Raw genomic sequence first — 25,498 nt, forward strand, 5'->3', positions numbered from 1 at the left:
TCTACGTCGGTAAGGCCGCCTACACCCACTACGACTTCGCGGTGTACGAGGACTACGACAGCGACTACGCCTTCGTCACGGTCTACAACGGCATCAACTACGCCGGTGAGAAGGAAGTCACCAAGTCCACCTTCGACTCCTGGAAGGGCGACAAGTACGCCAAGGACGAGAAGATCACGAAGGAAGAGTACGACAAGCTCGTCGAGAAGTACGGCCCCAACGGCCCGACCTGGACCAAGGTCTCGGACAGCGTCGAGAGCGTCGCGGTGCCGACGAACCCGGCTCCGACCGCGCAGAACCTGCCCAAGTACATCTCTGAGGGCATCAACGGCGTCAAGCTGACCGGCGTCGAGGTCGTCAAGTCGACCTACGACAAGGCTCCTAAGGGCTTCGACAACGGCACCCAGTTCCCCGAGATCAGCGACAAGGTCGCCATCAGCCAGGAGGAGTACAAGACTCTCCTGGCCCAGAAGGCGGACGGCAAGTTCCTCGGCGAGCTCACGGTCACCAAGGACGCCAACGGCACCGAGACCGCGTGGTTCAAGCAGTCCTTCTTCGTGAAGAAGTGGGTCAAGACCTCCACCGCCACGGAGTACTACGTCACCCACTACTTCATCATCTACTACAAGGACGCGGGTCGCCTGGGCGACAACGTCGGTGGCCAGGGCTTCACCTGGAACCAGAAGGTCGGCCAGCCGGTCTACGTCTTCGGCTACCCCGCGGCCCCGCACCCCGACGGTGACAAGCCGTTCACCGGTGTCACGCCGAAGTGGTGCTACGGCAAGACCTTCGCCGCCAAGCCGGCCGCCGCGTTCAAGGCCGAGGCCCAGATCGGTCTCAAGTGCTCCATGACCGCCGGCTCCTCCGGTGCGCCGTGGCTCCTGAAGTACAGCAGCACGAAGCGTCTCGGCTACATCAACGGTGTCACCAGCCTCATCGGCGACGCCGACACCAACGGCCGTATCGACTTCAGCACCTCGCCGTACTTCGACACCGAGACCTACTCGATCTACAAGTCGGCCGCCAACCTGTGGTCCGGCTCGATCGTCACCAAGGACGGCGGGCTCGTCTCCAAGGCCTGACGTTCCTTCTGATCGGAACAGCAGTCTCCAGCAGTGAACCGCAGGGCCCGGCATTTCGTGCCGGGCCCTGCGGCCATTTCGGCACATTTCCGATCCCTCCTCCGCTCTGACCTGCGCACCAATGATTGCGGCGCTCGTCGAAGGTCAGCAATAGGTACCATTCGGAGTGATTTGCATCACATTTCGCTTTGTGTGTAATCCAACCCGACCGCTGACGCACTGGGCCTTTGGACCGTTTCCACCTGTGGTTGCGTGATCGACGGCCGGGTTCAGGGGGCGGGTGAGCGCCACGTGGAGCGGCCGGAAGCCGGTCGGTCCATTGATCCTTACGGCCCGTTTTTCATGATCAGACCGATAGGTTCAGACTGTCCCTTTTGGGGTCACTGAGGCAGGAGTCAGGTCCTGCGGCAGAACAAGGAGTCTCATTGAACACCCGAGTCAAGCGAATCGTGCTCCCTCTCGGCGGCGCCGCCGTCGCCGCCGGCATGATCGCGGCATCCCTCACCGCGGGGGCCTCCGCCTCCGCCGCCGCGGCGCCGGCCTCCGACGCCCTGGCCACTACCAAGGCCGCCGCCCTGGACACCGTCAAGTTCTGGACGGCCAGCGGCGGCAAGGCCCTCAAGGCCGCCACCAAGTTCACCGAGGACGCCGCCGTCAAGGGCCGCGTCCGGATGGGCGGCGGCGACGCCGCTCCCGACGGCAAGACCGGCGTCGTGCCGCCGATCGGCCAGGAGAAGGTCACCCCGACCCACGCCAAGAACGTCAACCTGCCGCGCACCATCGGCAAGGTGTTCTTCCGCCTGGGCCGCCAGGTCTACTGGTGCTCCGCCTCCTCCATCCAGGGCAAGTACCGCAACCTGGTGGCGACCGCGGGTCACTGCGTCTACGACACCGACGCCAACCGCGACACCCTGGACCACTGGGTGTTCATCCCGGCCTTCTACCAGGGCAAGGCGCCGTTCGGCATCTACGTCGGCAAGTCGGCCTACACCCACTTCGACTTCGCCAACTACGAGGACTTCGACAGCGACTACGCCTTCGTCACCGTGTACAACGGTGTCGAGCCCCGCACGTGGAAGGACGTCGGCCGCCTGGGCGACAACGTCGGCGGCCAGGGCTTCGCCTGGAACCAGAAGATCGGCCAGACGGTGTACGCGTTCGGCTACCCCGCGGGCCCGCACCCCGACGGCGACCGGCCCTACACCGGCCTGACGCCGAAGTACTGCTACGGCAAGACCTCCGCCGCCGGCACCGTCCCCGGCTTCAAGGCCGAGGCGCAGATCGCGCTGAAGTGCTCCATGACGGCCGGCGCCTCCGGCGGCCCGTGGATCACCCAGTACAGCAGCACGGCGCGCGTCGGCTACATCAACGGCGTGACCAGCCTGGTCGGCGACACCGACGCCAACGGCCGGTTCGACTTCGCCACCTCGCCGTACTTCGACAGCGAGACCTACTCGATCTACAGCGCCGCCTCCAACCTGTGGTCCGGCAAGATCGGTAAGTGAGCATCCCGCCGGCGGGGCGGAACGGCGCCTGAGGTGCCGTGACCGCTGAGCACGGCGTGCGGAAGGGCCTGGCGAAAGCCGGGCCCTTCGTCATTTCAACCTCACTGTCCAGTGAGGTTTTACTCACTTAATATCCCATTTAAGGCATTAATGTCCGGATAAACGGGCGGTTCATACGGTGCGTGTAAAGAAATGACATAGGCTCAAGTCATCCCCTTTGGGACGCATGGGACATAAGTGATGTTTCCATGTCAGAACAAGAGGAGCTATATGAGTATCCGAGCACGCCACCTCATCCTCCCCCTGGGCGCCGCCGTCACCGCCACCGGCATGATCGGCGCCGCCCTCACCTCGTCCGCCGGGGCCACGGCCAAGCCCCAGCCGACGAACGTCTCCCTCGCCTCCAGCAAGGGCAAGGCGAGCACCACCGCGAAGTTCTGGAGCGCGAACGGCGGCAGGCAGCTCAAGGCCGCCACCCGCTACTCCAACGACTCCTCCATCAGCGGCAAGGTCAAGTTCGGCGGAAGCGACGCCGCTCCCGACGGCAAGACCGGCGTCGTGCCGCCGATCGGCCAGGAGAAGATCACCCCGACCAAGGTCAAGAACGTCAACCTGCCGCGCACCATCGGCAAGGTGTTCTTCCGGGTCCACGGCAAGCCCTACTGGTGCTCGGCGTCCTCGATCCAGTCGAAGTACCACAACCTCGTCGCCACCGCCGGTCACTGCGTCTACGACACCGACGCCAACCGCGACACCCTGGACCACTGGGTGTTCATTCCGGCGTACTACCAGGGCAAGACGCCCTACGGCATCTACGTCGGCAAGTCGGCCTACACCCACTTCGACTTCGCCAACTACGAGGACTACGACAGCGACTACGCCTTCGTCACGGTCTACAACGGCGTCCAGCCGGGTAGCTGGAAGGACGTCGGCCGCCTCGGCGACAACGTCGGCGGCCAGGGCTTCGCCTGGAACCAGAAGATCGGCCAGTCGGTCTACGCGTTCGGCTACCCCGCCGGCCCGCACCCCGACGGCGACCGGCCCTTCACCGGGGTCACGCCGAAGTGGTGCTACGGCGCCACCAAGCCCGCGGGCGTCAGCGCCGCCTACAAGGCCGAGGCGCAGGTCGCGCTGAAGTGCTCCATGACCGCCGGCTCCGCGGGCGGCCCGTGGATCACCAAGTACAGCAGCACCAAGCGGCTCGGCTACGTCAACGGCGTCACCAGCCTCATCGGCGACTCCGACGGCAACGGCCGGTACGACTTCAGCACTTCGCCGTACTTCGACAGCGAGACCTACGCGGTCTACCGCAAGGCCGCCAACCTGTGGTCCGGCTCCATCCGCTGACCACCCACGCTCCACCGGCGGACGCCCCGGCCTCACTTGTGGGGCTGAGATCCTCCGCCACGATCGGCCCGGCCCCGGACTCCCGGGGCCGGGCCGGCTCGTTTCGAGGCGACCTCCCCCATCCACGACCGCCGCGGACGCGGATCACCCCCGTCCCGGCCGTCAGGCCGCGGGAGCCAGCTCGCGGCTGCGCCGGACCAGCATGGCCACCGCCGGCTCCCTGCTCAGCGGCTCCAGCCGCCGGCGCAGGTCGGCGACATAGGACCTCGTGCGGACCGACTGCAGGCCGCCGGCGAGGTCCAGCGCGTCGCCGCCCACGTGGCAGGCCTGCTCGACGTCCCCGCACAGGGCGTACGCCGAGGCCAGCAGCGACAGGTTGAACATGCGCCCCCGGACGTAGCGGCCGTCCATGTCGAGGGAGCGGCGCGCGTACCGCACGGCCTGCGCCCCGTCACCGAGGTCGCGGAAGCAGTGGGCGTACTTGGCCGCGAGGTAGGCCTCGTCGAAGTAGCGGATCCACTCGGGCTCCTCCTCCGGACGGCGGCGGTCGAAGGCCAGGTCGGCCTCGTGCAGGGCCATGGCGCACGCCACGCCGTCAGTGAGCCGGGCGTGCGCGTGCGCCTCCAGCACGTACGCCTCGGCCAGCAAGGAGGGGACCTCGGCCCGCCGCGCCGACACCTGGGCGGCCCGCGCCAGGTCGAGGGCGTGCCGGGGGCGGCCTATATATATGGCCTGGTGCGCCATGCCGGCGAGGATCTCGCCGCCGAAGCCGTGGTCGCCGGCGCCGCGCGCCAGGCTGAGCGCCTGGATGAGGTGACGCTGAGCGAGCCCGTGCTGCTCCAGGTCGTAGGCCATCCACCCGGCCAGGCGGGTGACCTCGGCCGCCGCCGACGCCAGCGCCCTGCCGGTGGCCTCGCCGTAGACGCCGTCCTTGAGCAGGGGGGCGACGGCCGAGTCGAGGTAGCGGACGACCGCCGGGCGCACCCGGCCGCCGCCGAAGCGGTTGTCCAGTTCGCCGAACGACCGGGTGACCTCGCGGATGGCGGCGATGTCGTGGGCGCCGACCTTGCGGACCCCGGAGGCGCGGGGCCGGTCCTCGGCGGGGGAGGTGAGCCATCGCAGGGCCCCCGACGAGCCCGCTCCGACGGCGAAGGCGGAGTCGAGCAGGAACCTGCGCCGTTGCAGGTCCGCCCTCCATAGTGCTGTCACGGTCTCGACACCCTCCTGCCACGTGTGTGGGAATTCCAGTCCGAGGTCGAGGGGCGTGGCTCCCCCCGCCATACCGAGGTCCTCCGAGGTGACGGGCCGGCCGAGCCGCAGGGCGAAGATCTCGGCGAGCAGCGCGGACGCCGGGTCGCGCGGCTGCTGGCCGTCGATCCAGCGCGACACCGAGCTGTGGTCGTACCGCAGGCCGATCAGGCCCCGCGCGGCTCCGAGGTCGTTGAGCCTGCGGGCCAGCCCCTTGTGGGAGAAGCCGGCCTCGGCGATGAGGTGCCGAAGAAGAAGGTTGGGCTCGCGTCGCATCGCTCTTTCCCCAGGGAGGACTACGGCGGATCGGTTGTCGGCACTCCGCCGTGAGCTCTGGTGCGAGCGTGCGCCCTTCGTGCACGCCGTCGTCCGGCGGGTAACGGAGGGTTTTTGTTATAGCACGATGCGTGACGCGGTGTGGGAATTCCCAAGACTTGACCGCAGGAGCGCCGGGTCATGACGAAGGGGCGTCATTTCGCCGGGGATGTTCGATGCACAGCCTTCGCGCGGGAAAGCACGAGGGCGCCGGGCCCGCGTGGCGGGTCCCGGCGCCCCCTGAACGGCGCCGCATGGACGGCGCGCATGGCGCTGGAACGACCTGGATGGCGAGCCGCCGCGTGCCGCACGGGCACGCGAGCCGGCCGAGGGTTACGTGCGCGCGACGCCGTCGAGCCGGGCCTGGTCGGCGACGGCCGCGGTCACGGCGGGGGCGACGCGCTGGTCGAAGGGGCTGGGGATGACGTAGTCCTCCGACAGGTCGTCCCCGACGACGGCCGCGAGGGCGTCGGCGGCGGCGACCTTCATGTTCTCGGTGATGGTGGTGGCGCGGACGTCGAGGGCGCCGCGGAACACCCCGGGGAAGGCCAGCACGTTGTTGATCTGGTTCGGGAAGTCGGACCTGCCGGTGGCGACCACCCGGGCGTGCCTGCGGGCCACGTCGGGGAGCACCTCGGGCGTCGGGTTGGACAGGGCGAAGACGATGGAGTCGCGGGCCATGGCGGCGACGGCGTGCTCGGAGAGCGTGGAGCCGGACAGGCCGATGAAGACGTCGGCGCCGGCCAGGGCCTCCTCGGTGGAACCGGTGTGGCCGCCGCGGTTGGTGTCCCTGGCCAGGGCCTCCTTGTAGGGGTTCAGCCCTTCGCGGCCCTGGTAGATCATGCCCTTGGAGTCGGAGACGGCGATGTCGCCGATGCCGGCGTTCAGCAGGATGCGCGTGACTGCCACGCCCGACGCGCCCGCACCGGCGACGACGGCGCGCAGGTCGCCCAGGGAGCGCCCGGTCAGGCGGGCGGCGTTGCGCAGGGCGGCCAGCACCACGATGGCGGTGCCGTGCTGGTCGTCGTGGAAGACGGGGATGTCGAGCAGCCCGCGCAGCCGGTTCTCGACCTCGAAGCAGCGGGGGGCGCTGATGTCCTCCAGGTTGACGCCGCCGAAGGAGGGCGCGAGACGGACCACGGTCTCGACGAGGGCGTCCACGTCGGTGCAGTCGAGGCAGATCGGCACGGCGTCCACGTTGCCGAACTCCTTGAACAGCAGCGCCTTGCCCTCCATGACGGGCATGGCCGCGGCCGGGCCGATGTCGCCGAGGCCGAGGACGGCGGTGCCGTCGGAGACGACGGCGACGAGGTTGGACACCCAGGTGTACTCGGAGACGAGTTCGGGCTGGTCGGCGATGGCGGTGCAGACCCTGGCGACGCCCGGCGTGTAGGCGAGCGACAGGTCGTCGGCGTCGCGGACCGGGATGGTGGAGCGGACCTCGAGCTTGCCGCCGCGGTGCATCGCGAACGCGGGATCGAGATCGAGTGTTTCGAGAGAAGCGGAGAACGGCGTGACTGCCACAGCGACCCCTGTGTCTAAGGACGGATTCCTTCGGTAGACGGCCGCAGGCGAACGAGGCCCAGGCTTCTGTAGCCGCCCGGCGGCCGTCGTCGTTGACGGTCGTCCTTGGAGGGGGTACGGGGGTCACCCGTTGCTTGATTGTGCCACATGTCGAGACGCCTGCCGATGCCCGCGAGACCACGGTTCCGTGGATCGCGCCGCACCACCAGACGCTTCAAACCGGACATATCACTACTTCTCCCCCCGCCTCGGACTCATACCCGGACGTTCACGCCGTGATTCCCCCGGCCGTACCCGACAGCCGCCGATCCCCCACCCGTAGGGACATCCAGGGGCACCCCACCGGGGAACATGTAATACTCGATATGCCGAACCGACTCTTACCGCCGCGGAGGCGACGTGGACCTGACCTCCTACGCCGAGCTTGCGGTGCTGCTGGTCAACAGCGACGACACCGCGCTCGACACCCTCGAAGGGGCGGCCCGCCTCCTCACCGAGGCCGGACGGGAGGAGCAGGCCGCCCGGCTCACCCGTGCCGACCTCGAGGTGCTTCGCGAGCTGCGCCGCGAGCTGACCGCGGTGTTCGCGGCGGCCGCGCGCCACGACGAGGACGGTGCCGTCGGCCGGCTGAACGCCCTGCTCGTGCGCCACCCGGTGCGCCCGCAGATCTCCCGCCACGACGGGCAGCGCTGGCACCTCCACCTTACCGATGCCGGGCGCCCGTCCGACGAGTACGCCGCGGGAGCGGTCATGGGGCTCACCACCCTGGTCACCGACCTCGGCGTCGACCGGCTCGGCGCCTGCGGCGCGACGCCGTGCCGGCGGGTCTACCTAGACACCTCCTCCAACCGGTCGCGCCGCTACTGCTCCGAGCGCTGCGCCACCCGGGCCAACGTGGCCGCCTACCGCGCCCGCCGCCGCCACCTCAGCGGCCACCCCGCCTGACCTCTCGCCCAGCCTGCTCCGCCTGTACGGGCGTCCTGCCGACCGACCCGTTCACGGTGGCCTCGCCCGAGGAGCCCGTCAGGTCACCGGGGGCGCGGGCCGCCACGCAGCGGCCAATAGCGCAGCACGACCCGGCCGACCAGCAGCGCAGGGGGCACGGCGCCGAAGTCCCAGCTGTCCTTGCGGCCGGGCGCGCGCTGGTTGTCGCTCTCGAGCCACCACCCGTCGCCCTCCCGCCACGCCGCGCGCTTGACGATCATGCGCGACGGGTCCGCGGGGAGCCGGGCGACGACGAGGTCGCCGGGTCTCACCGGCGCGTCCCGGCGGACGACGAGCCAGTCTCCCGGCCGCAGGACGGGCAGCATCGACTCCCCTTCGACGCGGACCCTCATGAACCACATCCCCCTCCGCCTCCGCGAATCAAGGCGAGTAAGTTGGGAACCGGATAGTGCTGTCTGTTATCAGCATCAAGGAAGGAAACCGATGCTCGCACGACTGCTGCGGCCCGGCCATGTCGCCTCCGCGCACTGCGACCTCCCCTGCGGTGTCTACGACCCCGCGCAGGCTCGCATCGAGGCGGACTCCGTCAAGGCGATCATGCAGAAGTACGCCGACAACGACGACCCCGTGTTCCGTGCGCGGGCTCTGGTGATCAAGGAGGAGCGGGCCGAACTGGTCAAGCACCACCTGTGGGTGCTGTGGACCGACTACTTCAAGCCGCCGCACCTCGAGCAGTACCCCCAGCTCCACCAGCTGTTCTGGGACGCGACCAAGCTCGCGGGCGCGGCCGGGGCCAAGGGCACGGTGGACGTGAGCAAGGCCGACGACCTGCTCGGGAAGATCGACGAGATTTCGAAGATCTTCTGGGAGACCAAGGCCGCCTGAGCCTTGCACTACCCGTTCTCTGGCCTCGCGCGGCTGTCTTCGCGCGCGAGGCCAGAGGTCTTTCCTGCCGGGTAAACCCCGGTCAGGGCACCGGTGTGCCAAGGAATGGCCAGCGGGACGTCAGGCGGAGCGGCCGCATTTCCACAAGATCACGACTATCGGCGCGTCCCAGTCCTGCACCATGGGGCACGGGGCGGTAAGTTGCTAATCAGCAGCTCTGTGCGAGGAGGAACGTGACCGACGAGACAGCGACGCGTGCGGACGACATCCCCGGTGGCCTCTCGGGGATCCGTGACGCTGTGAGCGTGCGCCTGCCCGCCGCCAGCGCCTATCTGTCCGTGCTCCGGACGGCCACCGCCGGGCTGGCGGCACGGCTCGATTTCACGCTGGACGAGATCGAAGATCTTCGTATCGCGGTCGACGAGGCGTGCGCCATGCTGCTGGGCCACGCCGTGCCCGGCACCGACCTGATCGCCGAGTTCGAGTTGACCGGCCAGGAGATGATCGTCCGGGTCGAGGTCAGCACGGTCGGCCAGGCCGAGCCCAAGCGTGACGACTTCGCGTGGATGGTGCTCACCGCGCTCGCCGACGACGTGGACGCCGAGACCGACACCCCTGATCGCATGGCGATCGTCCTGCACAAGCGCCGAGGGTCTGCGAGGCTGCCGTGACCGAGAGGACCCGCGCCGTGGCCGGCAGTGACAGCACCGTCCCCGACAGGGTGCGGGCTCGCGGGCTGTTCGGCGAGCTGGCCGAGCTGTCCCCTGACGATCCGCGCCGCCAGCGCATCCGCGACGAGCTCGTCGAGCTCCACCTCCCCCTGGTCGAATACCTCGCCCGGCGCTTCCGCAACCGGGGCGAGTGGCTGGACGACCTCACGCAGGTCGCCACCATCGGTCTGATCAAGTCGATCGACCGCTTCGACCTGGAGCGCGGCGTCGAGTTCTCCACCTATGCCACGCCGACGATCGTCGGCGAGATCAAGCGCCACTTCCGCGACAAGGGCTGGGCGGTGCGGGTGCCGCGCCGCCTGCAGGAGCTCAAGCTCTCGCTGACCAAGGCCATCAGCGAGCTGTCCCAGCGCCAGGGCCGCGCCCCGACCGTCGCCGAGCTCGCCGCCCATCTGCAGATGTCGGAGGAGGAGGTCCTGGAGGGCCTTGAGTCGGCCAATGCCTACTCCACGGTCTCGCTGGACGCCCCCGACTCCGGCGACGACGACGCGCCCGCGGTGTCCGACTCGCTCGGCATCGTCGATGAGTCTCTTGAGGGCGTCGAGTACCGCGAGTCGCTCAAGCCGCTGCTCGAACGCCTCCCGCCCCGCGAGAAGCGCATCCTGCTGCTGCGTTTCTTCGGCAACATGACCCAGTCGCAGATCGCCACCGAGCTCGGCATCTCGCAGATGCACGTCTCACGCCTGCTCGCCCGCACCCTCGCCCAGTTGCGCGAGGGCCTCACCGCCGAAGACTGAGCCGGGGCGCGCGAGGGCCTCACCGCCGAAGACCGAGCCGAGGCGCGCGAGGCCTCACCGCCGAAGACCGAGCCGAGGCGCGCGAGGGCCTCACCGCTCAGGACTCAGCCGAGACCGCGAGGCCTTCGCCATCGGAAGCCGGGCCGAGGCCGCGCGGGGTCATGCTCGCCGGGACGGCGCGTCCGCGCCGGCCGGTCACCGCTCGATCATGGCGCGGGTCGTGGCGGGCGCCAGCAACCCGGCCAGCCCTGCCAGCGCGGCCAGGGCGAGCAGCACGCCGATGATCCCCTGCCCCGACTGCACGAGCGAAACGGCCACCGGCAGGGCGAAGATCTGCGTGACCACGCCCGGCGCGCGGCTCCACCGCGCGGCCTTGAGCGCGCCCCTGGCCACCCAGAGCAGCGCGGCGCCGGCCACGACCCCGAAGGCGGCGACGAAGAGCGAGCTGGTCACGTCGGCCGGGGCGCCGATGATGGTCTCGATGCCGACGTAACCGCCGAGCAGGACGGCCGCGGCCCCCTCGACGGCCAGGACGATGGCGGCGACGGTCAGGGTCACCGGACGGTTCGACATATCGGGTCACCCTACTTGACCCAGGTCGCGGGTCCCCCGCCGGTGGATACGCTGGGCGGCATGCGCGCACTCCTCCTGATCAACCCCGCGGCGACCTCGGCAAACCGGCGCACGACGGACGTCCTGGTCCGCGCGCTCGGCGCCGCGATCGAGCTGACGGTGGAGGAGACGCGCCATCGCGGGCACGCCACGGCGCTCGCCGCGACCGCGCGCGAGAAGGGGTTCGACGTCGTCGCCGTCCTGGGAGGCGACGGCACCATCAACGAGGCCGTCAACGGCATGATGGGCGGCGAGCATCCGTCCCCGGCGCTGATCGTGCTCCCCGGCGGCAGCGCCAACGTGTTCGCCCGCTCGCTCGGGCTGCCGAACGATCCGGTGGAGGCGACCGGCGCGGTGCTGGAGGCCATCCGCGAGGGGCGCCGCCGCACGCTCGGCCTCGGCCTCGCGGTCTGGGAGGACGGCGCGCTGGGCGACGGGGCCGAGCCCGCGGGCGGGCCCGGGCACGACCGGCGGTACTTCACCTTCTGCGCCGGCCTCGGGTACGACGCCGAGGTGATCCGCGCGGTCGAGGGCCTGCGCGGCGCGGGGTACAAGGCGTCTCCGAGCCGCTACGTCAACACGACCTTGCGGCACTACCTCATCACCGACCGCCACCGCCCAGCGCTGCGGCTGGAGCGCCCGCGCCAACCGGCCGTCGAGGGGCTGTTCCTGGCGATCGTCTCCAACACCTCCCCGTGGACCTACGTCGGCGGCCGGCCGATCAACCCGACGCCGTGGGCGGGCTTCGACACGGGCCTCGATCTGCTGGGCCTGCGCAAGATGGGCATCGTCACCATGTTCGGGCTGACCCGCCAGATCATCGCCGAGCCGGTCGGCCTTCCTCGCGGCCGCAATCTGGTGCAGTTGCACGACGAGGAGGAGTTCACGCTGGTCGCGCGGCGTCCCGCGGCCTTCCAGCTCGACGGTGACTATCTCGGCGAGCGCGAGCGGGTGACCTTCCGGTCGGTTCCAGCGGCGTTACAAGTTCTGGTCTGATTTGGTACAAGCCCGTCATAGTGTGATGCATCCGACATCCATGACGTGCAAAACGTTCTCCCAAACCTCTTGCGTGACCTGGGCATGCCTGAAAAGCTCGTCGTGACGTCGGAACGTAGGACGTTTGAGGATCCACCGTGTCCTCGACGTTTCACGCCCTGACACGAGCTTCCCGGCCCCCATCCTCTGGTCCGGGCAAAAGTTCGCCCTGGTTAGTGAAACTCTTCACAAACATCCGTCAGTCTCCGGACGGAGCCGCGAGGCTCCACCTACGAAGGAGTGGAACGCATGGACTGGCGCCACCGCGCTGCCTGCCGTGACGTGGACCCCGAGCTGTTCTTCCCGATCGGCAACACCGGCCCGGCACTCATGCAGATCGAAGAGGCCAAGCAGGTGTGCCGCAGCTGCCCGGTCAGCGACCCGTGCCTGAAGTGGGCCATCGAGTCGGGCCAGGACGCCGGCGTGTGGGGCGGCCTCAGCGAGGACGAGCGTCGCGCCGTGAAGCGCCGTACCGCTCGTGCCCGCGCCCGTGCGGGCGTCTGAACCGCCACGCACCCCCTGAGCTCCGCCCGTCCCACGCATTCGCATCCCCCATCCTCGCCTTCCGGGCCGCCCCAGTGTCGCGGCGGACGGAACAGGACACGCCGGCGTCGCCACGCGCGGACCCGGCGCCAGGACCAGGAACGCCCGGCATCGCCACGCGCGATGGCCGGGCGTAGCAGTTCATGGAGCCCGTTCCGCGCAGGACGCCCGCACCGCACCCGAAGACGACGGCATGTCGGGGCGACAGTACCGGCCGCTCGCGCGGGAGCCCGCCCCGTCCGGGTGAGAACGCCGGCCGCTACGCCGGCTGCACCGGGATGGTCACCGAGACCTCGGTGCCCCCTTCCTTCCCCGGCCGGACCGCCAGGCGGCCCGACAGCTCGCCGACGACCAGCGTGCGGACGATCTGCAGGCCGAGGCTGGTCGAGGCCTCCAGGTCGAACCCCTCGGGAAGCCCCTGGCCGTCGTCGGCGACGATCACGTCCAGCCGCTCCTCGGTGCGCGACACGATGATCTTGACCGTGCCGCTGCCGTAGGCGAAGCCGTGCTGGACCGCGTTCTGCAGCAGCTCGGTCAGCACCATCGCCACCGGAGTGGCGATCATCGCCGGCAGCATGCCGAAGCACCCCACCCGGCGGACGGCCACGCTGGCCTCCGAGACGTCCCCGGTCATGGCGATGACGCGGTCGGCGATGTCATCGAAGTCGACGATCTCCTCGGGCGTGTGCGACAGCGTCTCGTGCACGATCGCGATCGACCCGACCCGCCGCACGGCCTCCTCGAGCGCCTCGCGGCCCTCCGGAACGCGCAGCCGCCGCGCCTGCAACCGCAGCAGCGCGGCCACCGTCTGCAGGTTGTTCTTCACCCGGTGGTGGATCTCGCGGATCGTCGCGTCCTTGGTGAGCAGCTCGCGCTCGCGGCGGCGCAGCTCGGTGACGTCCCTTACCAGCACGAGGGCCCCGATGCGGCCGCCGCCCACGATCAGCGGGATGGCCCGCAGCTGCACCACGATGGCGCCGGCCTCCACCTCGGTCTCCCGCGGCGTGCGCCCGCTGGCCACCAGCATCAGGTCTTCGTTGATCGGCTCGCCGGAGTAGCACAGCGTGGCGGTGGTCTTGCCCAGCTCGGTGCCCACCAGGTCGGCGTGCAGCCCCAGCCGCCGGTAGGCCGACAGCGCGTTCGGAGAGGCGTAGGTCACCCGGCCCGCCCGGTCGAGCCGCAGCAGGCCGTCCCCGACCCTCGGGGAGCGCACCAGGATGGGCCCCTCGTCGGGGAAGGGGAAACGCCCCTCGGAGACCATCTGCGCCAGGTCGGACGCGCTCTGCAGGTAGGTGAGCTCCAGCCGCGAGGGCGTGCGCGCCGACGACAGGTTGGTCGAGCGCTGGATGACCGCCACGAAGTGGTCGTCGCGCCGCACCGGGATGGTCTCCTCGCGGACGGGCACGCCGCTGGACCAGTCGGGGTCGCCCTCGCGGCAGATGCGGTGCTCGCGCCACGCCGTGTCGATCAGCGGACGCTCGCCGACCGCCACGATGGAGCCCACCACGTCGTCGTGGTAGACGGTCGGGCCGGTCGTCGGGCGCATCTGCGCGACCGCCACCCACGCCGAACCCTCCTGCGAGGGGATCCACAGGATGAGGTCGGCGAAGGACAGGTCGGCGAGGAGCTGCCAGTCGGAGACCAGCGAGTGCATCCACTCCAGATCGGCGGGATCGCAGGTGGTGTGGCGCGCCACCAGTTCGCTCAGAGTCGGCACCTGTGCATCATGCGTGCTAACCCCACCTCAAGGCGAATCGCGGGAGTCCACACTGGGAAGATTCCCTTAATGGAGCACACAGAAGTGCTCGTACACCCCGTGGAGCGCCCGATGGACATGGTCGCCGGCAATGTCGTCAGCAGGGTCGTCGGCAGGGTCGTGGACGGCGTGGCCGACGGCACGGGTCACCCAGGTGAGACGACGCCGCCCGATCCTCTGGCGCGGTTGCGCGCCGCCGCCGAGGCCCGCCGGGCCGCCGGGCTGGGGCGGGCCCTGCGCCCGCGCACGCCCGACCACGACGGCCTGCTCGACCTGGCCTCCAACGACTACCTGGGCCTGTCCCGTGACGAACGGCTGGTCGAGGCCGCCGTGCGCGCGGCCCGCGCGTGGGGCACCGGCTCCAGCGGGTCCAGGCTGGTCACCGGGACGACGACGCTGCACGCCGATCTGGAGGACCGCCTGCGCGGGTTCACCGGTGCCGCCCGCGCCCTGGTGTTCTCCTCCGGCTACCTGGCCAACCTCGCCGCGGTCGCGACGCTCGGCGCCGGCGGGCTGGTGGTGAGCGACGCGGGCAACCACGCCTCCCTCATCGACGGGTGCCGCCTGTCCCGGGCGCGCGTCGCGGTCACCCCGCACAAGGACGTCGACGCGGTGGACAAGGCCCTCGCCGGCCGTGCCGAGGAGCACGCCCTGGTCGTCACCGACGCGGTCTTCTCCGTCGAGGGCGACCTCGCGCCGCTGCGCGAGTTGCACGAGGTGGCCGTCCGGCACGGCGCGCTGCTGCTGGTGGACGAGGCCCACTCGCTCGGCGTCGTCGGCGAGCGGGGCCAGGGGGCGGTGCACGCGGCCGGGCTCGCCGGTCATCCGTCGGTCGTGATAACCGTCACACTGTCCAAGGCGCTCGGCTCCCAAGGAGGGGCCGTGCTGGCGGCCCCCGAAGTGGTGGACACGCTGGTCGACGCGGGACGGGCGTTCATCTTCGACACCGGCCTCGCCCCCTCGTCCGCCGCGGCCGCGCTCGCCGCGCTTGATATCGTGAGCGACCATCCTGACCTGCCAGGACAGGCCCGGCGGCATGCGTCGCTGCTGGCCCGCGCGGTGGAGGAGCGTGGTCTCCCCGCCACAACCCCCGCCGCCGCCGTCGTACCGGTCGTGCTCGGCCCCCCGGAGGCCGCGCTCGGCGCCGCCGCGGTGTTCGCCGAGCACGGGGTGCGCGCCGGGTGCTTCCGCCCGCCCTCGGTGCCACCAGGTCTGTCTTGTCTGAGATTGACCGCTCGGGCCAATCTGGGTTCGGATGATCTAGCGGTGATCGGACGCGCGCTCACCGCCGTGGCCGAGATGAAGGTGAACGTGTGACGGAAGACTCTCCCCGAATTCCCAAGTACTACGACGTCAAACGGAACTTGCTGGAACTCACCAAGTCTCTGCCCGCGGGCGCGGCGCTGCCGCCCGAGCGCGCTCTCGCCGTGCGCTTCGAGACCTCCCGCACCACCGTCCGGCAGGCGCTCACCGAACTGGTCGTCGAGGGACGGCTTCTGCGCATCCAAGGGAAGGGCACCTTCGTCGCCAAGCCGAAGGTCGCCCAGGTGCTGCAGCTCACCTCCTACACCGGAGATCTGCGCGCGGTCGGCCTGGAGCCGGACACCAAGATCCTCGACATCAACTACGTCACGGCCGACGAGACGCTGGCCCGGCGGCTGTGCATCAACCCCGGCGGGCGCGTGCTGCGCATCCACCGGCTGCGCCTGGCCAACGGCGAGCCGATGTCGATCGACACCACCCACCTGTCCGCCCGCCGCTTCTCCCGGCTGCGGCGCGAGCTCGAGATGCACTCCTCGCTGTACGAGACGCTGCACAACGCCTACAACGTCCAGCTCACCGACGCCGAAGAGACCATAGAGACCGTGCTGGCGACGCCGTACGACGCGCAGGTGCTCGGGGTGGACGTGGGCCTGCCCATGCTGCTGCTCACCCGGCACGCCTTCGACGCCGAGGGCCACCCGGTCGAGTGGGCCCAGTCGTTGTACCGCGGCGACCGGTACAAGTTCGTCACGCGCCTGCACAGGCCGCCCCAGCAGGGGCTCTAAGGTTGGGCCGGTGAGCATCCTGGTGGTCACCGGCACCGACACCGGTGTGGGCAAGACCGTGGTGACCGCCGCCGTCACCGCCCTGGCGCTCGCCCGCCAGGCGTCGGTGGCCGTGGTGAAGCCCGCGCAGACCGGCGTGGCGGCCGGCGAGGCGGGCGACCTGGACGAGGTCATCCGGCTGAGCGGGGTCACCACGACCTTCGAGTTCGGCCGTTTCCCGCACCCGCTGTCCCCCGCCGCCGCGGCCCGGGCCGCCGGCCTGCCGCCCGTCTCGCTCCCCGCCGTCGCCGAGCGCGTCGCCGACCTGGCGAGCACCCACCGCCTCGTGGTCGTCGAGGGGGCGGGCGGCCTGCTGGTGCGCTTCGACGAGGACGGCGCCACGATCGCCGACCTCGCCCGCCTGGTGCACGCCCCCGTGCTGCTGGTGGCCAGGGCCGGGCTCGGCACGCTCAACCACACCGCGCTCACCCTGGAGGCGCTCGCCGGCCGGGGCATCGACCTGGCGGGCGTGGTGATCGGCTCCTGGCCCCGCGACCCCGGCCTGGCCGAACGGAGCAACGTCACCGACCTGGAGACGCTGGCCGCGCGGCCGCTCGCCGGGGCGCTGCCCGAGGGGGCGGGCGCGCTCGGCCGCGCGGCCTTCGCCGGTGTGGCCCACGACGGGCTCGGCCCCCTCCTGGGCGGGGGTTTCGATCCTTCCAGGTTCCGGGCAACCCTTAGTCTGTGACGCAACCGACGAGGGAGCAGCGGAACCGATGACCAAGGACATCCTCGACATCGCACGGGCCCAGGTGCTCGACCAGGGCCAGGGGTTGTCGGCCGCGCAGGCTCTGAGCTGCCTGGAGCTGCCGGATGACCGCCTGCCCGAGTTGCTGGCCCTGGCACACGAGGTCCGCATGGCCTGGTGCGGCCCCGAGGTCGAGGTCGAGGGCATCGTCTCCCTCAAGACCGGCGGGTGCCCGGAGGACTGCCACTTCTGCTCGCAGTCGGGCCAGTTCACCTCGCCGGTGCGGTCGGTGTGGCTGGACATCCCGTCCCTGGTGCGGGCCGCCGTCGAGACGGCGGCCACCGGGGCCACCGAGTTCTGCATCGTGGCCGCCGTGCGCGGGCCAGACGAGCGGCTCATGGGCCAGGTGCGCGAGGGCGTCAAGGCCATCCGGGAGGCCGTCGAGATCAACGTCGCCTGCTCGCTCGGCATGCTCACCCAGCGGCAGGTCGACGAGCTGGCCGAGATGGGCGTGCACCGCTACAACCACAACCTGGAGACCGCCCGCTCCCACTTCGGCAGCGTCGTCACCACCCACACCTGGGAAGAGCGGTGGCAGACCTGCGAGATGGTGCGCGAGGCCGGCATGGAGCTGTGCTGCGGCGGCATCATCGGCATGGGCGAGACCAGAGAGCAGCGCGCGGAGTTCGCCGGCCAGCTCGGCGAGCTGGCGCCCGACGAGGTGCCGCTCAACTTCCTCAACCCGCGCCCGGGCACGCCGTTCGCCTCCTACCCCCTGGTCGAGGGCCGCGAGGCGCTGAAGACGGTCGCCACGTTCCGCCTGGCCCTGCCGCGCACCATCCTCCGCTACGCCGGCGGGCGCGAGCTGACGCTCGGCGACCTCGGCACCCGCGACGGCATGCTCGGCGGCGTCAACGCCATCATCGTCGGCAACTACCTCACGACGCTCGGCCGTTCCCCAGAACGCGACCTCGCGCTCCTGGCGGACCTTAAGATGCCCATCAAGGCGCTGTCGCAGGCTCTGTGACCTCGCCCGGGCCTCGTGATCTGCACAGATGGGGCTCCAAGGATTGACCGAGGCCAGAACAGGTAGGTTCACCGCATGGAGTCTGCAAAACACGCCGGCGACATCGCGGTCGCCGTCTCACGCGCATACGGTGCCGATGTCATGTTCACCTTGTCGGGCGGCCATGTCTTCCCCCTGTACGACGGGGCCGTCCACGAGGACATGCGCATCGTCGACGTGCGGCACGAGCAGAGCGCGGTGTTCGCCGCGGAGGCCACCGCACGGCTGACCCGGCGGCCCGGCCTGGCCGTGCTGACCGCCGGCCCCGGCATCACCAACGGCGTCAGCGGCGTCGCCACCGCCCATTTCAACGGTTCCCCCATGGTGGTCATGGGCGGCAGGGCCCCGGCCTCCCGGTGGGGGTCCGGCGCGCTGCAGGAGATGGACCATCCCCCGCTGTTCGAGACGATCACCAAGCTGGCGTTCACGGCGGGCGGCGCCGACTCGATCGGCCAGGACGTCGAGATGGCCTTCCGCACGGCCGTCGCCCCGCACCGCGGCCCGGTGTTCCTCGACTTCTACATGGACCACCTGTTCTCCCCCTCGCCGGCGCACCAGGCCGAGACGATGACGCCCTCGCCGCTGGAACCCGACTCCGACACCCTCGCCTCGATCGCCCGCATGATCGCCGAGGCCGAGCGGCCGGTGCTGGTGCTCGGCTCGGACGTGTGGATGGACCGCGCCGAGGAGGCCGCGCGCGACTTCGCCGAGGCCCACCGCCTGCCGGTCATCCCCAACGGCCAGGGACGCGGCATCCTGCCCGCCGGGCACGAGCTGCTGGTCACCCGGGCGCGGGGCATGGCGTTCTCGCAGTCCGACCTGGTCATCGTGGCGGGCACGCCGCTCGACTTCCGCCTCGGCTACGGCTTCTTCGGCGGCAGGGACGGCGTCCCGCTGGCCAAGGTCGTCCACCTCGCCGACGCCCCGTCGCAGCTCGCCACGCACGTCGGCACGGCCGCCTCCGCGGCGGGCGACCTGTCGCTGCTGTTCTGGGGGCTCAGCACGGCGTGCACCGAGGCCGGGGTGTCTCCCGCCTCCCACTCCCGCTGGGTGGCCGATCTGGCCGAGGCCGCCTCGACCGCCATCGCGGGCGACTTCGAGCTGCTGTCGTCCGACGCCGACCCCATCCACCCGATGCGCATCTACGGCGAGCTCAACCGCGTGCTGGCCGACGACGCCGTGGTGATCGGCGACGGCGGCGACTTCGTGTCCTACGCCGGCAAGTACATCGAGCCGCGCAGGCCCGGGTGCTGGCTCGACCCCGGCCCGTACGGGTGCCTGGGCACCGGGCTCGGGTACTCCATCGCCGCCCGCCTGGCCCGCCCGTCCTCGCAGGTCGTGCTGCTGCTCGGCGACGGCGCCGCCGGGTTCTCGCTGATGGACGTCGACACGCTGGTCCGCCACAACCTGCCGGTCGTCATGATCTGCGGCAACAACGGCATGTGGGGGCTGGAGAAGCACCCCATGCAGATGCTGTACGGGTACGACGTGGCCGCCGAGCTGCGGCCGCAGACCCGCTACGACCAGATCGTCACCGCGCTCGGCGGCGGCGGCGAGCTGGTGACCTCCCCCAAGGAGATCGGTCCCGCGCTGCGCCGGGCGTTCGACTCGGGCGTGCCGTACATGGTGAACATCGCCACCGACCCCGAGATCGCCTACCCCCGCACCACCACCGGCATCTGACCTCCGCGCGGCCCCCGGCCGGCCCGCGCGAGGCGCGCGGGCCGGCCGGGGGCCGCGGGGTCAGGAGGTGGCGGTGGCCGAGGGGGTCGGCGTCGGCGAGGGGGGCTCGCTCGGGTCACCGCAGGGAATGCCCTGCTCCACGACGATGGTCACGACCTTGTCCACCGCCCAGGACGTGCCCGGCGCCGGGGTCTGGTCGACCACGCGGCTGCACCCCTCGGAGCTCGGCTCCCCGCTGATGTCCACCTTGGCCTTGAAGCCGGCCGCCCGCAGCCTGGTCACCGCGTTGGCCTGCAGCAGATTGATCACCGCGGGCACGACCCTCTTGATCGCCGAGGACTTGCTGATGGTCGGCGACGGCGACGGAGTGCGCGTCCTGGTCGCGCTCGGCGACGGCGACAGATCAGAGGGCGTGGGCGAGGGGGACGGCTCGGTGTGCGCCGACCCGGCCACCGTGTCACGCGGGCTGGATGCCGGCCGGTTGGGGCGCGGTTTCCTGGGCGAGGGCGAGGCGCTGGGGGCGTCCGCCGACGGCGAGGGGGGCGCTTCGGCGGCCGAGGCATTGCCCGCCCCCGCGACCTGGTTGAACACGATCGCGCCGCCGCCGCCAAGGACGGCCCCGGCGGCGATGACGCCGATGATGAGGGTGGCCTTGCCGCGTCTGGGAGCCGCGGCGCGGCGCCCGCGGGGCCCGCGCGAAGGTGGGGGCGGGGCGGAGGCGGCGGTGACGGCCGGAGGCGCGTGCGCTCCGGTCGGGTGCGTGCCGACCTGGTACGTGCCCGCCTGGTACGAGCCGGCCTGGTGCGCACCGGTCGCGTGCGCCGGGCCCGGCATGATGTACGCCGGAGGCGGCCCGGTGGCCGGCCCGCGGTCGCCCTCGCCCCAGCCGCCGGCGGCCTGGTTCATCCGCACCCCGGTCTCCGGCGAGGCGATCTGGTGCGGGTGCCCGGCCATCGTCGCGGTGCGCTGTGCGGAGATCATGCCGGTCAGTCCGGTGACCCCGGCCACCGCGGCCGAGGCTCCGGTGTCCTCGCGCATGGCCTGCCGCGCGGCCACGCTCATCTCGGCGGCGCTGTGCCACCGGCGTGCCGGATCCTTCACCAGAGCCCGCTCGACCAGGTGCCGCACGGCCGGCGGGACGTCGGGCGGCAGCGGGGGCGGGTCCTCGCGGATGTGCTTGAGCGCGATGGTGACGGGCGTGTCGCCGTCGAAGGGCCGGTAGCCGGCCAGGCACTCGTAGGCGACCACGCCCAGCGCGTACAGGTCGACGGCCGGGGTCACCGGCTGCCCCTCGGCCTGCTCGGGCGCGCAGTAGGCGGCCGTGCCGAGGACCATGCCGGCGTCGGTCAGCCGGTGGCCCATGTCGGCACGGGCGATGCCGAAGTCGGTCAGGACGAGCGAGCCGTCCGGGCGCACCAGCAGGTTGCCCGGCTTGACGTCGCGGTGGACGATGCCCCGGTCGTGCACCGCCTGCAGGGCCGAGGCCGCCTGGGCGATGAGCTCCATGGCGGGCTCGGGGCCGATGCGGGTGAGCCGGGTGAGCAGCCGGTCCAGCGGCTCCCCGTCGACGAACCGCATGACCAGGTAAGCGGTGGGCCCGTCCCCTGGGACCTCGCTGACGCCGTAGTCGTAGACGTCCACGACCCCCGGGTGGTTGATCGTGGCCATGGCGCGCGCCTCCCCCTGGAAGCGCGCGGCGAACCCGGGATCGTCCATGCGACCCGGTAAAAGCACCTTGACGGCGACGGTGCGCGCCAGGACGGTGTCCTCGCCCCGCCACACCTCACCCATGCCGCCGGCACCGAGACGGACGTCCAGCCGGTAACGTCCCGCCAGCGTGGTCCCTTGGGCAACCATCTCTCCCCCGCTAACCCCAATCCGCGTTCAACACGACGTCACCCCAGAGTTCTCCAACCAAGCGGATTTGTGTCGCGACAAGGTCACGCCGGAGTCACAAAACCCTGTGGCGGTATCGACTCGCGCCGGGGTGTCAGCGAGTCGTAACGCCGTGTTCGACGCAACGGGCGGACCAGCCCCGAGGCGTCACCTGCACCACCAGCCGGCGTCGGCACGCCGGACAGTAGCGAGGCGGCTCCATGAGCCGTGCGGCCTGACATGCGGAGTGGTCCTCGTCTCCCGCGAGACGTCCGCAATGGTCGCAGTAAGGGCTCACGCCAAGAGCGTATTCCATCGATCCCCGCCAAGGCCGCCAACCGGCGAAGGTGGTGCCAGACCGCGCGAACAGGATGGCGCCGGACAGCACCGTAGGCTTGCCCGCATGACGATCGTTCCAGGGCTGCGCGCCGAGGTGCTCATCATGGTCGAGCGGGGGGACACCGCGATGAAGGTGGGCAGCGGCGATGTGCCGGTGCTGGGCACCCCTCGGCTGCTGGCGCTCGCCGAGGCGGCCACCGTGCGGGCGGTGCGGGACCACCTCGCCCCCGGGCAGACCTCGGTGGGCACCAAGGTCACCCTGGAGCACCGCGCGGCGAGCCCGGTGGGCGCGCACGTGGCGATCTCGGCCGAGCTCGTCCAGGTGGACGGCAGGCGCCTGGTCTTCGAGGTCACCGCCGCCGACCGCGACCGCACGGTGGCCGTCGCCACCATCGAGCGCGTCGTCGTGGACCGCGAGCGCTTCCTCGCCGGCCTCACCCGCTGACGACGGTCCCCACCCGCCGCCGGCGGACGTCACCCGCTCACGGCGGACGTCACTCGATGACGGCGATCAGGTCGCCCTCCTGGATGACGTCGCCCTCGGCCACCTTGAGCCGGGTCACGACGCCGGAGTCCTCGGCGAGCACCGGGATCTCCATCTTCATCGACTCCAGGATGACCAGCGTGTCGCCCTCGCTGACCCCGTCGCCCTCGGCGACCACGATCTTCCAGACGTTCGCCACCATCTCGGCGCGTACTTCCGCCATCGGAACTCCCCTCAACCAATGATCGACCGGGTCGGAAGGCCCCGCCCATCGTCGCACTCCCGCGCCCCCCGAGCGAGTACCCCACCCGCCCCCGCCCGACGTCGCCGCCTCGAAGGCGCAGGCCACCGAGCTCAGCGAGCGGTGGGGGTGAGGCGGTCGATGACCCTGGCCATGGACTCCACCACCGCGGGGTCGTACTCGCCGCCGCCGTCGAGCCGGAGCCGTTCCAGGGCGGCCGCCGCCCGGTCGCGGTCGGTGGAGCCGCCCACCAGGTCGTCGTAGGCGTTGGCCGCCTTGATGATGCGGCTGGCGAGCGGCGGGGTCTCCGGCCCGGAGAACGGGTCGCCCTGGCGGCGCACGATGTCGGCGACGCGGTCGAGCACGCCGGTCTTCCTGATGATCTCGGCGCCCAGCTCGGCGATGCTGCGCGCCTGCTCGGGGTCGGTGAGCACGGTCGCCCCGCCCGGGATCGGGTCACGCAGGGACAGCTGACCGATGTCGTGCATGAGCGCGGCGTATTCCAGCTCCAGCAGCTCGGGCTCGGGCATCCCGAGCTCGCGGCCGATCGCCAGGGAGAGCATGCTCACCCGGCGCGAGTGACCCGGCTCGACGTACCCGCCGACTTCGGTCACCCGGGCGAGCGCGCGCACGGTCTGCAGATAGGTCGCGCGGATGCCCGCGTACTTGCGGAAGGCGACCTGGGTGACCAGCAGCGGGGCCGCGAACACGACGAGCGCCGCGAGGTTCATGCTGTGCGAGGCCAGGGCCAGCAGCGTGCCCGAGGCGGCGACCGCGGCGCCGAGCGGCGCGGCCATGCGCAGCTCGTCCCGGACGGCCACGCGCAGCGCCGTGCGCACCTGCTCGGCCCGCAGCACGGCGGCGATGACGACGTCGGCGGCCAGCATGGCGGTGATGAGCACGGCCATGACGCCGAGCACCACCCACCAGGGGCCGTCGCCGCGGTCGTCCGTCTCGTACAGCACCGCGGCGAGCGGGCGGTAGGCGAAGGCGAGCAGGGCGCCCGACAGCAGCCGGCGGGCGATCGCGTCGAGCCGGGGCGGCCGGCCGACGGCGATGTGCGGGAGCGCGCCGAGCGTCATCCCGGCCGACATGACGGCCACCACCTGGAGCGCGGAGTGGCGCGTCGGCACGCCCCCCACGTCCAGGAGCAAGGTGTACCCCAGGGCCGCAGCGGCGCCGATGGGCGCGACCTCGCGGTTGCCGGGCATGGTGAGCCTGGCCAGTTCGCCGGCGGCGACCAGGGCGCCGAAGGCGATGGCGATGTGCGGGTCGGCCAGCCCGACGGCGGCCGTGTGCGCGATGCCGGCGACGGTGACCATGCCGGCGGCGCAGATCAGCAGGAGCTGGCCGGAGTCGAGCCCGTTGATGGGCCGGGAGGCGACGCTCACCGCTCGGACACCACTTCGATCGGCGTGGTCGGGTCGTCGTGGTCCTTGGCGACGGTCTCGACGTCCTGGTCGGCGGGCGGCGCGGGCATGGCGCCCGGAGCGTCCCAGCCGCGCCGGTCGACGGCCTTGATGAAAGCGATCACCATGACGGGGTCGAACTGCGTCCCCGACCCCTTGCGCAGCTCGGCGAGGGCCTCCTCCAGCGACTTGGCCTTGCGGTAGGCGCGGTCGGAGGTCATGGAGTCGAAGGCGTCCGCCACGGCGATGATGCGGGCGAACTCCGGGATCTCGGCGCCGGCCAGGCCCATCGGGTAGCCCTTGCCGTCCTGCCGCTCGTGGTGGTGCATGATGCCGGCGAACGCCTCGTCCAGGAAGTCGATGCCCCGGACGATCTCCAGCCCGCGCATCGGGTGCAGCTGGATGGCGGCGTACTCCTCCTCGGTCAGCTTGCCGTCCTTCTGCAGGACCTTGGTCGGCACGCCGAGCTTGCCGACGTCGTGCAGCATGCCGGCGTAGCCGATGGCGCGCATGCGCTCAGGGCCCATGCCGATCTCCTGCGCGATCATCGTGGAGGCGCTGGACACGCGGGTGCAGTGGCCGCGGGTGTAGTAGTCCTTGGTCTCGACGGCCTGGCACAGCGCGGCGATCGTCGCGTCGTAGGACCGCTGCTGGGCCAGGTACTGCCCGAACGCCCACCGGGCGATGAACAGCGGCAGCAGCACCAGCACCGCCGAGATCGACTGCACCGTGGCCCACAGGCCCGCGATCAGCAGGCCGAAGGTGGCGTAGCCCAGGTAGGACACCAGGAACTGGGCGACCGAGCGCAGCGGCACCTCTCCGAGGCGCAGCTGCCCGGCCAGCGACAGCATCACGGTGAACAGCACGGCGTTGAGCGGGACGAACACCGCCGCCGCGCCCATGAACGGGACGAGCAGGTCGGTGAACCGGCCCACGCTCGGCACGTCCTGCTGGCCGCCGAGCGACTCGAACACCCACCCCGCGGTGTAGCCGCACAGCGCGAACTGGGCGCCGTTGAACAGCCGCTTGTGCAGGGGGAGCCCCGGCCGGACGCTCAGAACCGCCGTCGCCCCGACCAGGGCCGCGCCTACATCCCCCACCAGCACCACCGCCGCGAGCGCCGCGGAGAAGCTGACGGACATCGCCGCCTGCTCCACGTTGAGCAGCGTCGGCACCGACTCGCACACCAGGAACAGCAGCGCGAGGACCAGCAACGTGGGCCATTCGCGCCCAGCCAGGCGGCCCGGGTCGATGAGACCCCGGACGATCAGCGCCGCCGCCACCGCGACGACCGTGACGAGATATGCCTTGGCCGGCCAAGGTAGTTCACGCATTGCGACCGCCTCGGGCCGTCACGAGCA

General features: G+C 71.1%; 24 protein-coding genes. 15 read left to right on the forward strand and 9 right to left on the reverse strand.

The window, feature by feature from the left end:
- The first annotated feature begins 41 nt into the window (after positions 1 to 41).
- The 3 genes from ABZU32_RS37330 (at position 42) to ABZU32_RS37340 (ending at position 3,934) form a co-directional block, all read left to right on the forward strand.
- Complete coding sequence (locus tag ABZU32_RS37330; protein ID WP_354930626.1) at positions 42 to 1,082, forward strand: hypothetical protein; 1,041 nt, start codon at positions 42 to 44, stop codon at positions 1,080 to 1,082.
- A 425-nt stretch (positions 1,083 to 1,507) separates the two neighbouring features.
- Positions 1,508 to 2,587, forward strand: coding sequence for a trypsin-like peptidase domain-containing protein (locus tag ABZU32_RS37335; RefSeq protein WP_354852925.1), 1,080 nt, complete (start codon positions 1,508 to 1,510; stop codon positions 2,585 to 2,587).
- Between the two features lie 270 nt (positions 2,588 to 2,857).
- Positions 2,858 to 3,934, forward strand: a complete 1,077-nt coding sequence (locus ABZU32_RS37340; protein ID WP_354930560.1) for a trypsin-like peptidase domain-containing protein — start codon at positions 2,858 to 2,860, stop codon at positions 3,932 to 3,934.
- 162 nt (positions 3,935 to 4,096) lie between these two features.
- Here the strand turns inward: ABZU32_RS37340 and ABZU32_RS37345 are convergent, their stop codons facing one another.
- Both ABZU32_RS37345 and ABZU32_RS37350 read right to left on the reverse strand, forming a co-directional pair.
- Positions 4,097 to 5,458 carry a hypothetical protein gene (locus ABZU32_RS37345; protein WP_354852929.1) on the reverse strand — a complete coding sequence of 454 codons (1,362 nt, stop codon included), beginning with the start codon at positions 5,456 to 5,458 and terminating at the stop codon, positions 4,097 to 4,099.
- A gap of 372 nt (positions 5,459 to 5,830) precedes the next feature.
- Positions 5,831 to 6,961 (reverse strand): NADP-dependent malic enzyme, encoded by a 1,131-nt coding sequence (locus ABZU32_RS37350; RefSeq protein ID WP_354852994.1) that lies wholly within the window; start codon positions 6,959 to 6,961, stop codon positions 5,831 to 5,833.
- A 459-nt stretch (positions 6,962 to 7,420) separates the two neighbouring features.
- Between ABZU32_RS37350 and ABZU32_RS37355 the strand changes: the two genes are divergently transcribed.
- Positions 7,421 to 7,966: a CGNR zinc finger domain-containing protein gene (locus ABZU32_RS37355; protein WP_354930563.1), complete on the forward strand. Its 546-nt coding sequence runs from the start codon at positions 7,421 to 7,423 to the stop codon at positions 7,964 to 7,966.
- Between the two features lie 83 nt (positions 7,967 to 8,049).
- Here the strand turns inward: ABZU32_RS37355 and ABZU32_RS37360 are convergent, their stop codons facing one another.
- Positions 8,050 to 8,367 (reverse strand): S24 family peptidase, encoded by a 318-nt coding sequence (locus ABZU32_RS37360; RefSeq protein WP_354852932.1) that lies wholly within the window; start codon positions 8,365 to 8,367, stop codon positions 8,050 to 8,052.
- Between the two features lie 82 nt (positions 8,368 to 8,449).
- On the opposite strand from ABZU32_RS37360, the gene sodN reads away from it, so the two are divergent.
- The 3 genes from sodN (at position 8,450) to ABZU32_RS37375 (ending at position 10,319) form a co-directional block, all read left to right on the forward strand.
- Positions 8,450 to 8,851, forward strand: coding sequence for a superoxide dismutase, Ni (sodN, locus tag ABZU32_RS37365; protein ID WP_354852934.1), 402 nt, complete (start codon positions 8,450 to 8,452; stop codon positions 8,849 to 8,851).
- A 233-nt stretch (positions 8,852 to 9,084) separates the two neighbouring features.
- Positions 9,085 to 9,522: an anti-sigma factor gene (locus ABZU32_RS37370; RefSeq protein WP_354852935.1), complete on the forward strand. Its 438-nt coding sequence runs from the start codon at positions 9,085 to 9,087 to the stop codon at positions 9,520 to 9,522.
- On the forward strand, positions 9,519 to 10,319 hold the full coding sequence (locus tag ABZU32_RS37375) for an RNA polymerase sigma factor SigF (protein WP_354852937.1): 801 nt from the start codon (positions 9,519 to 9,521) through the stop codon (positions 10,317 to 10,319). Before ABZU32_RS37370 ends, ABZU32_RS37375 begins: the two co-directional genes overlap by 4 nt.
- Positions 10,320 to 10,514: 195 nt before the next feature.
- Here ABZU32_RS37375 and ABZU32_RS37380 read toward each other — a convergent pair whose 3' ends face one another.
- A complete protein-coding gene (locus tag ABZU32_RS37380; protein WP_354930566.1) occupies positions 10,515 to 10,892 on the reverse strand; it encodes a hypothetical protein in 378 nt (125 codons plus the stop codon).
- A gap of 60 nt (positions 10,893 to 10,952) precedes the next feature.
- On the opposite strand from ABZU32_RS37380, the gene ABZU32_RS37385 reads away from it, so the two are divergent.
- Together ABZU32_RS37385 and ABZU32_RS37390 are read left to right on the forward strand one after the other, a co-directional pair.
- On the forward strand, positions 10,953 to 11,927 hold the full coding sequence (locus ABZU32_RS37385; RefSeq protein WP_354930569.1) for a diacylglycerol kinase family protein: 975 nt from the start codon (positions 10,953 to 10,955) through the stop codon (positions 11,925 to 11,927).
- A 288-nt stretch (positions 11,928 to 12,215) separates the two neighbouring features.
- Positions 12,216 to 12,470, forward strand: coding sequence for a WhiB family transcriptional regulator (locus ABZU32_RS37390; RefSeq protein ID WP_354852941.1), 255 nt, complete (start codon positions 12,216 to 12,218; stop codon positions 12,468 to 12,470).
- 298 nt (positions 12,471 to 12,768) lie between these two features.
- Here the strand turns inward: ABZU32_RS37390 and ABZU32_RS37395 are convergent, their stop codons facing one another.
- Positions 12,769 to 14,226 (reverse strand): histidine kinase N-terminal domain-containing protein, encoded by a 1,458-nt coding sequence (locus ABZU32_RS37395; RefSeq protein WP_354930572.1) that lies wholly within the window; start codon positions 14,224 to 14,226, stop codon positions 12,769 to 12,771.
- 69 nt (positions 14,227 to 14,295) lie between these two features.
- On the opposite strand from ABZU32_RS37395, the gene ABZU32_RS37400 reads away from it, so the two are divergent.
- The 5 genes from ABZU32_RS37400 to ABZU32_RS37420 all read left to right on the forward strand — a co-directional run bounded on the left by ABZU32_RS37400 (position 14,296) and on the right by ABZU32_RS37420 (position 19,789).
- Entirely contained in the window at positions 14,296 to 15,582 is a 1,287-nt protein-coding gene (locus ABZU32_RS37400) for an 8-amino-7-oxononanoate synthase (RefSeq protein WP_354930575.1), read from the forward strand.
- The gene (locus tag ABZU32_RS37405; protein WP_354930578.1) at positions 15,579 to 16,313 is read left to right on the forward strand and encodes a GntR family transcriptional regulator; all 735 of its coding nucleotides are present in this window, start codon (positions 15,579 to 15,581) and stop codon (positions 16,311 to 16,313) included. The genes ABZU32_RS37400 and ABZU32_RS37405 overlap by 4 nt, the downstream gene beginning before the upstream one ends.
- Before the next feature lie 10 nt (positions 16,314 to 16,323).
- Positions 16,324 to 17,040 (forward strand): dethiobiotin synthase, encoded by a 717-nt coding sequence (gene bioD / locus ABZU32_RS37410; RefSeq protein WP_354930581.1) that lies wholly within the window; start codon positions 16,324 to 16,326, stop codon positions 17,038 to 17,040.
- A 28-nt stretch (positions 17,041 to 17,068) separates the two neighbouring features.
- Positions 17,069 to 18,067 carry a biotin synthase BioB gene (bioB, locus tag ABZU32_RS37415; protein WP_354852950.1) on the forward strand — a complete coding sequence of 333 codons (999 nt, stop codon included), beginning with the start codon at positions 17,069 to 17,071 and terminating at the stop codon, positions 18,065 to 18,067.
- Positions 18,068 to 18,142: 75 nt separating this feature from the next.
- Positions 18,143 to 19,789, forward strand: a complete 1,647-nt coding sequence (locus ABZU32_RS37420; RefSeq protein WP_354852952.1) for an acetolactate synthase — start codon at positions 18,143 to 18,145, stop codon at positions 19,787 to 19,789.
- Between the two features lie 60 nt (positions 19,790 to 19,849).
- On the opposite strand, the gene ABZU32_RS37425 is transcribed toward ABZU32_RS37420, so the two are convergent.
- The gene (locus ABZU32_RS37425; protein ID WP_354930584.1) at positions 19,850 to 21,646 is read right to left on the reverse strand and encodes a protein kinase; all 1,797 of its coding nucleotides are present in this window, start codon (positions 21,644 to 21,646) and stop codon (positions 19,850 to 19,852) included.
- Positions 21,647 to 22,067: 421 nt separating this feature from the next.
- Here ABZU32_RS37425 and ABZU32_RS37430 point away from each other — a divergent pair, with 421 nt between their 5' ends.
- Positions 22,068 to 22,448, forward strand: coding sequence for a hotdog domain-containing protein (locus ABZU32_RS37430; protein WP_354852956.1), 381 nt, complete (start codon positions 22,068 to 22,070; stop codon positions 22,446 to 22,448).
- 49 nt (positions 22,449 to 22,497) lie between these two features.
- Here the strand turns inward: ABZU32_RS37430 and ABZU32_RS37435 are convergent, their stop codons facing one another.
- From ABZU32_RS37435 to ABZU32_RS37445, 3 genes are all read right to left on the reverse strand, one after another.
- Positions 22,498 to 22,710, reverse strand: coding sequence for a biotin/lipoyl-binding carrier protein (locus ABZU32_RS37435; protein ID WP_354852958.1), 213 nt, complete (start codon positions 22,708 to 22,710; stop codon positions 22,498 to 22,500).
- A 131-nt stretch (positions 22,711 to 22,841) separates the two neighbouring features.
- A complete protein-coding gene (locus ABZU32_RS37440; RefSeq protein ID WP_354930629.1) occupies positions 22,842 to 24,050 on the reverse strand; it encodes an HD domain-containing phosphohydrolase in 1,209 nt (402 codons plus the stop codon).
- A gap of 65 nt (positions 24,051 to 24,115) precedes the next feature.
- A complete protein-coding gene (locus ABZU32_RS37445) occupies positions 24,116 to 25,471 on the reverse strand; it encodes an HD-GYP domain-containing protein (protein ID WP_354852961.1) in 1,356 nt (451 codons plus the stop codon).
- Positions 25,472 to 25,498: the final 27 nt, after the last annotated feature.

Origin of the sequence: Sphaerisporangium sp. NPDC005288, assembly GCF_040607475.1 — a bacterium.
GTDB classification, from domain to species: domain Bacteria; phylum Actinomycetota; class Actinomycetes; order Streptosporangiales; family Streptosporangiaceae; genus Sphaerisporangium; species Sphaerisporangium rhizosphaerae.

What these genes read in the sequence shown, in the direction of transcription:
- ABZU32_RS37340 (WP_354930560.1), top strand. Translation starts at nt 2,858, where the DNA reads ATGAGTATCCGAGCACGCCACCTCATCCTCCCCCTGGGCGCCGCCGTC.
- ABZU32_RS37345 (WP_354852929.1), bottom strand. Translation starts at nt 5,458, where the DNA reads ATGCGACGCGAGCCCAACCTTCTTCTTCGGCACCTCATCGCCGAGGCC.
- ABZU32_RS37350 (WP_354852994.1), bottom strand. Translation starts at nt 6,961, where the DNA reads ATGCACCGCGGCGGCAAGCTCGAGGTCCGCTCCACCATCCCGGTCCGC.
- ABZU32_RS37360 (WP_354852932.1), bottom strand. Translation starts at nt 8,367, where the DNA reads ATGTGGTTCATGAGGGTCCGCGTCGAAGGGGAGTCGATGCTGCCCGTC.
- sodN (WP_354852934.1), top strand. Translation starts at nt 8,450, where the DNA reads ATGCTCGCACGACTGCTGCGGCCCGGCCATGTCGCCTCCGCGCACTGC.
- ABZU32_RS37380 (WP_354930566.1), bottom strand. Translation starts at nt 10,892, where the DNA reads ATGTCGAACCGTCCGGTGACCCTGACCGTCGCCGCCATCGTCCTGGCC.
- ABZU32_RS37385 (WP_354930569.1), top strand. Translation starts at nt 10,953, where the DNA reads ATGCGCGCACTCCTCCTGATCAACCCCGCGGCGACCTCGGCAAACCGG.
- ABZU32_RS37390 (WP_354852941.1), top strand. Translation starts at nt 12,216, where the DNA reads ATGGACTGGCGCCACCGCGCTGCCTGCCGTGACGTGGACCCCGAGCTG.
- ABZU32_RS37400 (WP_354930575.1), top strand. Translation starts at nt 14,296, where the DNA reads ATGGAGCACACAGAAGTGCTCGTACACCCCGTGGAGCGCCCGATGGAC.
- bioB (WP_354852950.1), top strand. Translation starts at nt 17,069, where the DNA reads ATGACCAAGGACATCCTCGACATCGCACGGGCCCAGGTGCTCGACCAG.
- ABZU32_RS37420 (WP_354852952.1), top strand. Translation starts at nt 18,143, where the DNA reads ATGGAGTCTGCAAAACACGCCGGCGACATCGCGGTCGCCGTCTCACGC.
- ABZU32_RS37425 (WP_354930584.1), bottom strand. Translation starts at nt 21,646, where the DNA reads ATGGTTGCCCAAGGGACCACGCTGGCGGGACGTTACCGGCTGGACGTC.
- ABZU32_RS37430 (WP_354852956.1), top strand. Translation starts at nt 22,068, where the DNA reads ATGACGATCGTTCCAGGGCTGCGCGCCGAGGTGCTCATCATGGTCGAG.
- ABZU32_RS37435 (WP_354852958.1), bottom strand. Translation starts at nt 22,710, where the DNA reads ATGGCGGAAGTACGCGCCGAGATGGTGGCGAACGTCTGGAAGATCGTG.
- ABZU32_RS37440 (WP_354930629.1), bottom strand. Translation starts at nt 24,050, where the DNA reads ATGGTCACCGTCGCCGGCATCGCGCACACGGCCGCCGTCGGGCTGGCC.
- ABZU32_RS37445 (WP_354852961.1), bottom strand. Translation starts at nt 25,471, where the DNA reads ATGCGTGAACTACCTTGGCCGGCCAAGGCATATCTCGTCACGGTCGTC.